12 protein-coding genes are annotated in these 12,153 nt (G+C 64.9%); 4 read left to right on the forward strand and 8 right to left on the reverse strand.

Annotated elements, in window-relative coordinates:
• The first annotated feature begins 105 nt into the window (after positions 1-105).
• Positions 106-1,080 (forward strand): sigma-70 family RNA polymerase sigma factor, encoded by a 975-nt coding sequence (locus PQQ95_RS12855; protein ID WP_408437748.1) that lies wholly within the window; start codon positions 106-108, stop codon positions 1,078-1,080.
• Here PQQ95_RS12855 and PQQ95_RS12860 read toward each other — a convergent pair.
• The 4 genes from PQQ95_RS12860 to PQQ95_RS12875 form a co-directional block, all read right to left on the reverse strand.
• Positions 1,036-2,310 (reverse strand): EAL domain-containing protein, encoded by a 1,275-nt coding sequence (locus tag PQQ95_RS12860; RefSeq protein ID WP_408437767.1) that lies wholly within the window; start codon positions 2,308-2,310, stop codon positions 1,036-1,038. The two genes, PQQ95_RS12855 and PQQ95_RS12860, sit on opposite strands and share 45 nt — an antisense overlap.
• A gap of 271 nt (positions 2,311-2,581) precedes the next feature.
• On the reverse strand, positions 2,582-4,042 hold the full coding sequence (gene mdtD, locus PQQ95_RS12865; RefSeq protein ID WP_408437749.1) for a multidrug transporter subunit MdtD: 1,461 nt from the start codon (positions 4,040-4,042) through the stop codon (positions 2,582-2,584).
• Positions 4,043-4,157: 115 nt separating this feature from the next.
• Positions 4,158-5,576, reverse strand: coding sequence for an aminotransferase-like domain-containing protein (locus PQQ95_RS12870; protein ID WP_408437750.1), 1,419 nt, complete (start codon positions 5,574-5,576; stop codon positions 4,158-4,160).
• A gap of 14 nt (positions 5,577-5,590) precedes the next feature.
• Positions 5,591-5,815, reverse strand: a complete 225-nt coding sequence (locus tag PQQ95_RS12875) for a hypothetical protein (RefSeq protein ID WP_408437769.1) — start codon at positions 5,813-5,815, stop codon at positions 5,591-5,593.
• On the opposite strand from PQQ95_RS12875, the gene PQQ95_RS12880 reads away from it, so the two are divergent.
• Entirely contained in the window at positions 5,783-6,088 is a 306-nt protein-coding gene (locus PQQ95_RS12880; protein ID WP_408437751.1) for a DUF2917 domain-containing protein, read from the forward strand. The two genes, PQQ95_RS12875 and PQQ95_RS12880, sit on opposite strands and share 33 nt — an antisense overlap.
• A 158-nt stretch (positions 6,089-6,246) precedes the next feature.
• Here PQQ95_RS12880 and PQQ95_RS12885 read toward each other — a convergent pair whose 3' ends face one another.
• Complete coding sequence (locus PQQ95_RS12885; RefSeq protein WP_408437752.1) at positions 6,247-7,482, reverse strand: citrate/2-methylcitrate synthase; 1,236 nt, start codon at positions 7,480-7,482, stop codon at positions 6,247-6,249.
• A 134-nt stretch (positions 7,483-7,616) separates the two neighbouring features.
• Here PQQ95_RS12885 and PQQ95_RS12890 point away from each other — a divergent pair, with 134 nt between their 5' ends.
• The gene (locus tag PQQ95_RS12890; protein ID WP_408437768.1) at positions 7,617-9,008 is read left to right on the forward strand and encodes a CoA transferase; all 1,392 of its coding nucleotides are present in this window, start codon (positions 7,617-7,619) and stop codon (positions 9,006-9,008) included.
• 36 nt (positions 9,009-9,044) lie between these two features.
• Here the strand turns inward: PQQ95_RS12890 and PQQ95_RS12895 are convergent, their stop codons facing one another.
• Positions 9,045-9,791, reverse strand: coding sequence for a GntR family transcriptional regulator (locus PQQ95_RS12895; RefSeq protein ID WP_169489063.1), 747 nt, complete (start codon positions 9,789-9,791; stop codon positions 9,045-9,047).
• A gap of 249 nt (positions 9,792-10,040) precedes the next feature.
• Here PQQ95_RS12895 and PQQ95_RS12900 point away from each other — a divergent pair, with 249 nt between their 5' ends.
• Entirely contained in the window at positions 10,041-10,886 is an 846-nt protein-coding gene (locus tag PQQ95_RS12900) for an aldo/keto reductase (RefSeq protein WP_408437753.1), read from the forward strand.
• An 84-nt stretch (positions 10,887-10,970) separates the two neighbouring features.
• On the opposite strand, the gene PQQ95_RS12905 is transcribed toward PQQ95_RS12900, so the two are convergent.
• A complete protein-coding gene (locus tag PQQ95_RS12905) occupies positions 10,971-11,471 on the reverse strand; it encodes a hypothetical protein (protein ID WP_408437754.1) in 501 nt (166 codons plus the stop codon).
• 350 nt (positions 11,472-11,821) lie between these two features.
• Positions 11,822-12,153: hypothetical protein (locus PQQ95_RS12910; RefSeq protein WP_408437755.1), on the reverse strand; the 332-nt coding region annotated here is incomplete at its 5' end.

Consider the following 12,153-nt stretch of genomic DNA (forward strand, 5'->3'; position numbering starts at 1 on the left):
GCAGCAGGCAGCAGGCAGCAGGCAGCAGGCAGCAGGCAGCAGGCAGCAGGCAGCAGGCACGCAAAGCGCCGCGCTTTTCACCATGCACGATCTGGAGGTGTACGCATGACGGAACAAGGAATCGACAAGGCATCCAGCTTCGAGGCCGTGCGTGCCCGCCTGCTCGCGCTGGCGTACCGCATGCTCGGCAGCCGCGCCGAGGCGGAAGACGTGGTGCAGGACGTCTGGCTCAAATGGCATCTCGCCGATACGCGAGAAGTGCAGACACCGGCCGCCTGGCTCACCACGATCACCACGCGCGCGGCTATCGACCGGCTGCGTCACGTGCAGCGCGAACGCGCGTCACAGGTCACCGGCTGGCTGCCGGAGCCCTGGCTCGACGAGGTGGCGCCATCGGCGGAGGAACTGGCCTTGCGCGCGGCGGAGATGTCATACGGCGTGATGCTCCTGCTCGAGCGTCTGAAGCCGGATGAGCGGGCGGCATTCGTGCTGCACGAAGCTTTCGATTGCGACTACGCAGAGATTGCGAAAATCCTCGACCGCACGCCGGCCGGTTGCCGGCAGATCGTCCATCGCGCCAGGGCGCGGTTGCAGCGTGCAGGCGCGCCGCTGGAGCGGCCGGATCCGGCCGCGCATGCGCGGATCGTGGAACGCTTGCGTACAGCGCTGGAGGCGCAAGACCGGACGGGCTTGCTACACCTCTTCAGCGATGCGCCGGAGGTGGTTAGCGACGCACCGGTGTGCACGCAAGAACTGGCGCCAGTAGCGTGGATGGAGACGGTGACAGCGCTCGCGCATCAGGCGAGCCATGCAGAGGTGGTGTCAGTGGAAGGCGCAATGGGGATTGCGTTGCTGTTCGAAGGCGAGGTTGTCGGCGTAATCGACGTGTCCACGCAAACCCTGGCGAACGGTTTGACGAAGATCGTCGCGTTGCGCGCCATCACCCGCGCGGCGCGTTTGCAGGCAGCCAACCGCTTGCTGGGCCGCGCGGCCGTCATGAAGCTGCTCGCGCGGATCCAGCAGCATGCCGTTGCCTCAATTACGATGCGCAGCAACTTCCCAGTTGATGTCGACGCATAGCACTTGCGTGCCGTGCGGCGTATGCGCGGCGATCGAGGCCGTCACGCACAGGTGTGCTTCGTTGATCGACAGGTAGGGTGGCGTGAGGTGTACCTGGCCGGGCACGCGCATCGCCTGAATGAAATACGGCCGGCGTTCCCAGCTCGCGCCTTCCGAATGCAGCAACGGCCGGAAGCGCTTGGCGCGTTGCGACGCCCGTCCCGGTGGCAGCACGTTGTCGCCGATCTGCCGGCCTGAACCGTCGAGCACGAAGCAGCGTGCCGTCTCGCCGAGCGTGAGCAGCGACGCGGTCGCCTGGGCCACCGATTCCCCGGCCACGAGTTGGGCCGCAGCCGTTTCCAGCGCCGTGACATAGGGCGCGAGCCGCGCGGACTGGGCGCGTTCGCGGGCGGCGACCCGTTCGCGCAGCGCCGCGGAGAGCGAGTCCATCAAGCCGGCCGCCGCTTGCGGTTTCACCGGTTCGACGCTTGGGCCTGCGAAGTACGCGCCCTGCACGAAATCGACGTTGCATTCGAGTGCGATCAGTGCATCGCGCTCGGTACTCAGGCCGCCCATCAGCACGAGTTGCCCGGATTCGTGCAGCAGCGAAACGAGGCCCGGCAGCACGCGTTCGATGTGTGAGTGCTCGCTGGCTTGCGCGAGGATGCAGCGGTCGAGCGTAACGATGTCCGGACGCAGATTCCACACGCGGTCGATGTTCGAATGCTTCGCGCCGAAGCCGTCCAGCGCGATCAGGAAACCGGACTTGCGCAGCGCGTCGATGATTTCGGCGAAGCGCGTGGTTTCGCCGCCCGCCTGTTCGGAGACTTCCAGCACCACCCGTTGCGGTGGCAGGCCCAGCGCCTTGAGGCCGGCGAGCAGCGCGTCGCCGTAACTGGTGTCCATCAGCGCTGCCGGGTGCAGGCTCAGAAAAAGCCATTCGTCGTGGCTGTCGAATGCGTTGAAGTTGCCCAGATGCAGCGATTCGGCGAGCCGCCCGAGTTCCAGCAGGTCGCCGCGCCGCGCCGCTTGCGTGAAAACTTCGTGCGACGGCACTTGCAGCGCATGTTCGTCGTGTGCGCGCAATGAAGCGTGATAACCGATCGCGCGCCGGTGCGACACCGAGAAAACCGGCTGGAACACGCTGAAAACGGTGTAGCCGCCGTACAGAACGGTGCGCCGGGAACCTTCGTCGCCGGCCATCGGGCGCGGCGGCTGGAAGCCGGGAGGATCGAGTTCGATCATGCTCATCATGTCAGTCGTGTGGAGGTGGCGGCGCGCTTGCATGCTCGACACGAGTGGGCATGCGCAAATGGTGAGTTTACAGGATAGATGAGCAAGAACTATGCGCGTACGGAAACATACGGCGCGCGCCCGGTTACCGCTGTCAATACGGCGATTGTGCGCCACTGCGGGCGCGAAGGCGATGATTCGCACTTCGGTGGTGCGGGCCGCGCCCCGTTGCGGGTCGGCGACCGGGCGCGGCGGGTAACGGCAACGCTACCGCAACCCGGCGCGAAACTCAGGTCCGCTCGGAGGGGTCGGTCTTTTTCGCGGGCGTGCGGATGTCCGGCGACAGTTGCGCGAAGATCCACGAGGAGCCCGCGGTGATGATGCCGACACACAGGAACGTCGCATGGAACGCGGGCAGCGAGTTGGCGGCGGTTACGCGCGGCAGCAGACCGGTGAAGGTCGCGAGCAACGCGCCGGCCACCGTCACGCCGAGACTCATCGACAGCATCTGCACGAGCGAGAACAGGCTGTTGCCGCTGCTCGCACCGCCGGTGCCGAGGTCCTTGAGCGTGAGCGTGTTCATCGCGGTGAACTGCATCGAGTTGACCGCGCCGAAGAACGCCAGTTGCACGAGCCGCAGCCACAGCGGCTGGCTGGCAGCAGTGAGCGCGAAGCTCGCCATGGTCAGGCCCACCAGCACGGTGTTGACGATCAGCACGCGGCGGTAGCTGTACCTCACGATCAGCGTCGTGACGAGGCGCTTGGCCGCCATGCCCGCGGCGGCCACCGGCAACATCATCATGCCGGCTTCGAAGGCGCTATAGCCGAGACTGACCTGCAGGAGCAGAGGAATCAGATACGGCATCGCGCCGCTGCCGATCCGCGCGAACAGATTGCCGAGCAGACCGACGCTGAAGGTGTGGATCTTGAACAGGTCGAGCGGGAAGATCGGCGCGGGCTCGCGTACGGCGTGCAAGCCATAGGCGACGAAGCAGGCGAGGCTCAGGATCAGCAGCACCAGCACCGTGGCATGCTGGATGCCGAACTCCGTGCGGCCGTCGAGCGCGAAGGAAATAGCCACCATGCCGAAGATCAGCAGCAGGTAGCCTTTCAGGTCGAACTTGCCGGTGTGCTCGTTGCGGCTATCCGGCATGAAGATGAAGGTAGCAATGCACCCCACGATCCCCACCGGCACGTTGATCAGAAAGATCCAGTGCCACGAAGCGATTTTCACGAGCCAGCCGCCGAGCGTGGGGCCGATCAGCGGCCCGATCAGCCCTGGAATCGCCACGAACGACAAGGCCGGCAAATAGCGTTCGGCCGGGAAGGTACGCAGCACTGCGAGCCGTCCGACCGGCAGCAGCATCGCGCCGCCCACGCCTTGCACGATGCGGTAGATCACCAGCTGATTCAGGGTATGCGCGTTGGCGCACAGCAGCGAGCCGACCGCGAACACGAGGATTGCGCTGAAGAACACGCGCCGCGTGCCAAGTTTGTCGGCGAGCCAGCCGGATACCGGGATCATCACCGCCATCGTCAGCGAGTACGCGATCACCACCGATTGCATGCGCAAGGGCAACTCGCCGAGGCTCGTCGCCATCGCGGGGAGCGCGGTGTTGACGATGGTCGAGTCGAGCGTCTGCATGAAGAAGCCGGTGGCGACGAGCCACAGCATCACGGTGAGCGAGCGAGCCGAGGGGCCTGAAGTGGCAGTGGGGGCGGAGGCGGGCAGGATCGGCGGCGTGGACATGGAGGGCGGCTAGGCGCACGGGGACGGGCTAGGACTCGCTATTCTAGGGAAAAGCGCGGCCCGGCGCAGCGGACGTGCCAGTTCGCACGCATGGCGCGAAGCCTGGACGAGCCGCTCAGACCGCAGCCGGCAACGCCGCGGCGGCATGGAAAAATGCCTGGGCGCGCGGCTCGTTGCCGAATGCCGCGTGAATCCTGATCCACGGGCTCACTTCCATGTTCGGCCGGAAATAGCTGCCGGGCACCACCGTCACGCCGAGCGGCGCGCCGCATGCCACCAGCCGTTCGGCGTTGTCGACGTGCGGCACGCGCGCCCATACGAATTTGCCGCCTACGGGCTTTTCGAACAGCTCCCAGCCGGCGTCTTCGAGTATCTGAATGGTCGAGCCGAGCGCGTCGCGCATGCGGCGGCGCAGCCGTTCCAGATACTTGCGGTACGCGCCGCGCTCCAGCAGCGACACCGCGACGGCCTCTGCAAAGCGCGAACCGCCGATGCTCGTCAGCATCTTGATGTCGACCAGATCCTTGATGATCGCGTGGCTCGCCACCACGCAGCCGATCCGCAACGACGAGGACAGCGTTTTCGACAAGCCGCCCACGTAGATCACGTGTTCGAGCTGGTCGAGCGTTGCGAGACGGTCGGTGATGTCGGTCTGGAAGTCGGCGTAGATGTCGTCTTCGATGATCTTGAAGCCGTGTTCGCGCGCCAGTTGCAGCAGCCGGAACGCCACCGGCGGCGCGACGGTGGTGCCGGTCGGATTGTGGAACACGGTGTTGATGAACATCAGCTTTGGCCGGTGCAGTTGCAACTGCGCCTGCAACACGTCGAGATCGGGGCCGATGCGGGTGCGCGGAATGCCGATCAGCTTCACGCCGTGCAGTTTCAGCAGGCCGTACAGGTTGTAGTAGCCGGGGTCCTCGACGAACATCGTGTCGCCGGCTTTGAGCATGTAGCGCATCAGCAGATCGAGTGCCTGGCTTGCGCCGTTGGTGATCAGAATCTGCGAGACGTCCGCCTGAATCCCCAACTGGCCGATGCGGCTTTGCAGGTGTTCGCGCAAGGTCAGATTGCCGAGCGGGGTCGCGTAATCGATCATGCTTGCCGTGTCGGTGCGCGACACGTGACGGATCGCCTGCGCGAGGCTGTCCATATCGCGCCACGCGTCAGGGATGAAGCCGCTGCCGAGCTTGAGCGTCTCACCCTGGTGGTTGAACTGCTGAAGGATGTGCCCCGATTCGTCCTCAGCGCGGCGCGGGTCCGAGGAGCCCTGGCAATGCGTGCTCGCGGGCTGACGGTCGGCGACATAGAAGCCCGAGCCGTGGCGCGAGTCGACGTAGCCGAGCGACACCAGCCGGTCGTAAGCCTCGATCACGGGAAAACGGCTCACGGCGTAGTCGGCTGCGAACTGACGGATCGACGGCAGCTTCGAGCCGGGGTGAGCGGCGCGTGAACGGATCCAGGCGGTGACGCCCGTGACGATCTGCTCGGTGAGCGGTACGCCGTTATCCCGATCGAGTTGGATTTCGAGTTTCATGCGGTGCTTTTCCTTCACCGGGCGGCCGCCGCATCGAGCCGTTGATACGGCGCGCTGCACATGCGTTCCTGAAGCGGGATCGCCGCCAACTGTCCGGTTTTTCGACTGAACAGTTCCGATGAAAGTGTTCGGAACTGTGCATGGGTATCTGATGATCGCACGTCAATAATCAATACAACAGGAAAGTTCTTTGAAGGAGAAAAGCGATGCGTGAAGTCCGGATTTTCGAAATGGAACATGACGAGCCCGCGGCGGCCTGGCGTGTCGCGCGTCCGTCGGTCTTCAAGGTGATCTCGGGTGAGATCTGGTTGACTGTCGAAGGCGAAAACGGCGATCACTGGCTGGCAACGGGGCAATCGATCGAGTTGCCGCGCGGTGCGCTGGCGTGGGTCAGCGCAGGGCGGGCCGGTGCACGTTTCGCGCTGGCCAGCGGGTCGGAGCGTGCTGTCACGCGGCCGTTGAGCGGTTCGCCGATGCTGAACTGGCTGCCTCGCTGGTTGGGCGTGGTGTGATCGGGAGCGGTGGCTGCGGCAATTGCTGCGGCTGCTGTATTCGTTGCAACCGCCGTAACCGCTGCGACTGCTGTGGCTGATGTGGCTGATACGGTTGATACGACTAATGCGGGAACGGATGTGCACCGTGCCTGCTTCGCGGCCGGTCAAGGCCGGCCCTAACCAATCTCATCATACTCCCCGATATAGCGCGCGCGTGGCCGGATCAACCGGCCGTCGCGCGTCTGTTCCATTGCATGCGCGATCCAGCCGACCACGCGGCCGACCGCGAACAGCGTGAATGCCGCGCCGGCCGGCAGGCCAAGCACCCGTTCGATGGACGCCAGTGCGAAGTCGACGGTCGGTTCCGCGCCGGTCGTGTCGCGCACCGTGCGCGCGAGTGCCTGAACTTCGCCTAGCGGCGAACGGGCCGGGGCGCAGTCGGCCAGCATTCCGAGCAGCAGACGCGCGCGCGGGTCGCCGTCCGGATAAAGCGGATGGCCGAAGCCCGACAGCACCGGTCCGTGCGCGCCGTGTTCGTTGCGGGCGAGCCGGTTCGCCAGATAGCGGTCGAGATTGGCGGCGCGCGAGGCTTCATCGAGCAGCGCGGCGATCCGTACCGTTTCGCCACCATGCCGCGGCCCGGCCAATGCGGCGAGACCGCCTGCCACGGCGCCGAACAGATGCGTTCCCGTCGACGTGATGCAGCGAACCGTGAAGGTGGACGCATTCAGCTCATGATCCGCGCAGGCCACCAGCGCCGCGCGCAATAGTCCTGCCTGCTGACGGTTGCGCACGTTCCACGCCGAAGCCAACTGCTTGTGCAACGGTTCGTTCGACGGCGCCGCCGAGATCATCGCGGCGGTCAACAAGCGCATGACCGCACAGGCGGTATCGAGTTGCGCATCGCGACCGAGTGCCCATACCCGCGGCATTTGCGCGGCGGCGGCCGGCAGCAGCACGAGCGCGCGGTCGAGTGGTGTGCTGTCGCTCCAGAGCTTGAGCCACGCCGCCCACTGCGCGGCGGCGAACGGGACGGCCGGTGCATCGGCGATACGCCTCGCACTGCATTCCCATAACAATGCCGCGATGTCCTCCAACGATGCCGTGCGCGCCAGTTCCATGGCGTCGTGCCCGCGATACAACAGGCGGCCGCCGGCCACCAGCGTGATCGACGATTCGAGCACCGGCACGCCCCAGTCCAGCACCTTTTGCGCGACCTTGCCGGCGCGCTTGCCATCTTCCTTGCGCCGCGCGAGACGCCGTACTTCGCCAGCGTCATAGAGCCGGTGCTTGCCTTGCGCATCGGGTGACGAGCTCAGCATGCCGCGACTGACATACGCATACAGGGTAGGCAGACTGATGCCGAGCGCTGCGGCGGCTTCTGCGGCGGTTAGAGATGACGAGGGCGGCATGAAAACAGGTAGAAACCGAAGAAATCAATATATATTGATTATCATAATCAATATTGATAGCGACAAGGCGAAATTCTAGACTCGGTTCACTTTCTTCCACTTCCAACGTGAACGAGATAAACGACATGAGCACCATGACGCCTGAACTCGCACTCAAACATATCTGGATGACCGCGGAATGCGACCCGACTGCGCTGAGGTCCGTTTCGCTTGCCGGCACCGACCCGGGTTTGCCGTCGGTCTATCGGGTCGGCGCGCTGGCCTCGGCGACCATCGCCGCGACTGGCCTGGCGGCTGCCGAATATCATCGCTTGCGCACGGGACACCGGCAACACGTCACGGTGGAGATGCGGCGCGCTCTGGCCTCGTTTCGCAGCGAGCGCTATCTGCGCATCGACGACGGGCCGCCGCCCGCCTTGCGCGATCCGGTAATGGGTTTTTACGCGACGCGCGACGACCGCTGGATTCAACTGCATACGAACTTTCCGCATCATCTCGAAGGCGTGTTGAAGGTACTCGGCTGCGCGAACGATCGCGCGGCGGTGGCCGAAGCGATTCGCGGCTGGGATGGAGCGACACTTGACCAGACGCTCGCCGACGCCGGCCTGTGCGCCGCCTTGATCCGCTCGCCCGAAGAGTGGGCCGCACTCGAGCAGGCGCAAGCGATTGCAGGACTGCCGTTGTTCGAGATCGAGCGCATTGGCGACGCGCCGGTCGAGCCGCCGCGCCGGGACGGGGCGGAGCGGCCGCTGGCGGGTGTGCGGGTGTTGGATCTGTCGCGGATTATTGCCGGGCCGGTGGCGGGGCGCGCGCTCGCGCAGCATGGCGCGGAGGTGTTGATGGTCAATGGTCCGCACTTGCCGAACATTGCGCCGCTGGTGATCGACAACGGGCGCGGCAAGCGCTCGGCGGTGATCGACTTGCGCGATGCAACCGGGCGAGCAACGTTACGTGAGCTCGCCGGCGCCGCCGATGTGTTTTTGCAAGCCTACCGGCCGGGGGCGTTGACCGCACGCGGCTTTGGTCCCGAGGAGCTGGCGCGGGTGCGGCCCGGGATCGTCTATGTCTCGGTGTGCGCTTATGGGCACAAGGGGCCTTGGGCTCAGCGGCGCGGCTTCGATAGTCTGGTGCAGTCCGCGAGTGGGATTGCTTTTACCGAGCGCGAGGCGGCGGGTTGGAATGAACCGAAGCATCTACCTTGTCAGGCGCTGGATCACGCAACGGGATATCTGGCTGCTTTCGGCGCGATGGTTGCATTGGCGCGGCGAGCCACCGAAGGTGGGAGCTGGCATGTGAGGGTATCGCTCGCGCAGACCGGGCGGTGGTTGCAGTCGTTTGGATTGCTTGCCGACGGCTGGAAGGCGCCCGATGTGTCGCTCGACGACGTGCGGGATTGCCTGGGAACCGTGCAGTCGGAGTTCGGGCGCGTGCTGGGCGTTCTGCCGGCCGAGCAGCTGGAGGAAACGCCCGCGTATTTTGCGCTGCCGCCGGCTCGGATCGGGGCGCACGAGGCAAAGTGGGCGTGAAGGCATGGTGATCGCCGCGCAGGACGAGCACGGCGCTTACTTCCTCAACTCCGCCACGAAATCGTAGTAATCGTTGCGGCAGTAGGTATCGGTCAGCTCGATCGCCCGCTGATCCGCCGTATACCCGACACGAGTGATCAGCAACAACGCCTCGTTGGGGGCGATGCTCATCTGCTGCGCGATCTCCTCGTTCGCGTTCACCGCGCGAAAATGCTGCAGCGCGCGGACAATCGTCAGTCCGCGATTTTCCAGGTACGTGTACAGCGAATCGCCAATCGCCTGGGGATCGGGAATCACCGCGGCGGGGAAGGTCGAATTTTCCACCGCCATCACGATGCCGTCGGCGAGGCGCAAGCGGCGCAGCCGGGTCACGGCCGCCGCCGGCGACAAGCCCAGTTGAATCACTTCATCGCGATTAGCCGGCGAAATTTCCCGCGACAACCACTTCGAACTCGGTGTGAAACCGCGCCGCCGCAGCATTTCGCTGAAACTCGACAGACGCGATAGCGGATCTTCGTAGCGCGGCGTGATGAAGCTGCCCGCGCCCTGGGTGCGGCGGATCAATCCCTGTTCGACCAGCAGGGCAATGGCTTTGCGCGAGGTGATCCGCGAGACGCCGAGCGCTTCGGACAGCACGCGCTCGGAGGGGAGCGCCTCGCCCGCGTTCCAACGGTTTTCGTGAATCGCAGTGCCGAGCTTGCGAGCGAGTTGCAGGTACAGCGGCGTGTCGTTTTCCGGGTCCGGGCGCAGGTCGCGCCAGCGGTCTTCCGAGGCAGAGGTCATGGGGCTCACGCAAGAAGGGCAAGCGGCAATTCTAAGACATCGGCGCGCTCCGTTATAGCGGGCTTTTGCCTGGTGCCCGATCCGATGCTCGTGCAACCGCTAAACTCGTCCCTATGATTTCCGTAGCATGAGCCCGCGAATTCGCTTGCGCTGCCGCATCGGCGGTACACGTTGCTCCATGCGCGTGGCGATCCGCTAAACCATTTCGGCCACTTTATTTAGCCACTTTAACCAGCTCAAGGAGAAAGCATGACGACCGATATCGCAAGCGTGAGCCTGCCCGACGGCGAGCGTATTCCGAAACTGGGGCAGGGCACGTGGGAAATGGGTGAACAGCCGTCGCGGCGCGCCTCGGAACTCGCCGCGCTGCGCTGTGGCATCGAACTGGGCATGACGCTGATCGATACCGCGGAAATGTACGGCGACGGCGCCACCGAATCGCTGCTCGGAGAAGCGCTGGCGGGGCTGCGCGATCAGGTTTTTCTCGTCAGCAAAGTGTATCCGCATAACGCCAGTCGGCGCGGTGTGATCGCGGCCTGCGAGCGGAGCCTCAAGCGCCTGAAAACCGATCGGCTCGATCTTTATCTGTTGCATTGGCGCGGCTCGGTGCCACTCGCGGAAACCGTCGAGGCATTCGAAGCATTGCGCAGCGCGGGCAAGATTCGCTACTGGGGCGTCAGCAACTTCGATACGGATGATATGGAAGAGCTTGTCGCCACACCCGGCGGCGACGCTTGTGCGACGAATCAGATTCTCTACAACGTCGCGCGCCGCGGACCGGAATTCGATCTGTTGCCGTGGCTCGCCGCGCGCAAGATGCCGGCGATGGCCTACAGTCCGGTCGATCATGCGCGCCTGCCGAAGCGCTCGCCGCTCGACGACATTGCCGACGCACGCGGTGTCTCGGTGTTTCAGGTGGCGCTAGCGTGGGTGTTGCAGGAGCCCGGCGTGTTCGCGATTCCGAAAGCGGGCCGCGTCGAGCATGTGCGCGACAACTATCGGGCGTCGCAACTGCAACTCGACGCTCATGAACGCACTGCCATCGACATTTATTTCAAACCGCCACGCAGCAAGCGACCGCTCGAAATGCTATGAGCAGCGGTGGAGGCCGTCAGCGGATTGCAGCCGGCCGGGGAGTCGGCGCGCTTATTCCGCTGTGGCTCGCCCTTGCCGGAATCATTAATTGCAGCTGTGATGCATGTGCACGGAACCCAGAACGGCAACTTCAGCGGGCGTGTGCTTGAGCGAATCATCGTTGACCTGGGCCGCGTCGGCGACGAATTCGTCGACGATCGACGACACCTGTGTATTGCGCAAACACAGCGACACCCGCTGTGTTTCGTTGGGCGGCAGCGACGCGCGCTGACCGAGGAACAGCACGCCGTACTGATAGCCGTGGATGATGCCGCGGATCGCGCCGACGCATTGACCTTGCGCGACGTTATCGGTTTTCTGTTTGCAGGTTTGCGCGAGCGAATAGGCGGAGAAGGTGGGATCGACCGGCGGGGCGGCTTGCGACAGCGTTTGCGGCTCTGCCGACGTAGCCGCTGTTTGCGGTGGAGTTTGTGCCGCGGTTTGTGCCGCGGTTTGTGCATTAGCGAGCGATGCGAGGCCGAGACTGGCGACCATCAGCAAACCGGCGGCAGCACGCGCCATGGCGTGGGGGACGTTTCGTTGCATGTTGTGATGCCCTCATATCGAACGTTGAATCTGATATGAGGCAATCGCTCCGGTTTGGTTCCGGTCAAGCACGCCGCGATCAATTGTTTTGGTTTTAAACGTGTGCAAGAACAAGGGCCGATTGTCGGCAGGTCGCGGCGGTGCGTGATGCTTTGCCTGGCCGCTTGCCGCTTGCCGCTTGCCGCTTGCCGCTTGCCGCTTGCCGCTTGCCGCTTGCCGGTGCTGCCGGTTTCGACCGGCCTCGGGCGGTGACGCTCGACCGGGGGATCGAGACATCACCGCCGTTGCCGGGGGAATGCGGACGAGATACGGATGTAGTCCGTTAGCGTCGGGTAGGGCGCGGGGGCCCCCTACCAGGGAAGCGGGCGACTGCTAGTGCCCGTTTCCTCCGCCATTGCCACCACCGTTACCGCCGCTACCCTTGCCTCCGTGACCGCCGCCGGAGCTTCCGCCAAAGCCGCCGCCGAACCCGCCACCGAAGCCTCCGCCAAAACCACCACCGCTGCCAGGGCCGCCTCCTTTTCCGCCACCGGGGCCGCCGCTGGGGCCACCGCCGCAACCGCAGCCGGCGCTTCCACCGCCAAAACCGCCGCCAAAGCCACCACCGCTACTTCCGCCGCCGCTGCCGCCGCCACTGCTTCCACCGCCGCTGCTTCCGCCGCCGCTGCTTCCGCCGCCGCTG

The organism is Paraburkholderia caffeinilytica, assembly GCF_046030355.1.
Taxonomy (GTDB): Bacteria; Pseudomonadota; Gammaproteobacteria; order Burkholderiales; family Burkholderiaceae; genus Paraburkholderia; species Paraburkholderia caffeinilytica_B.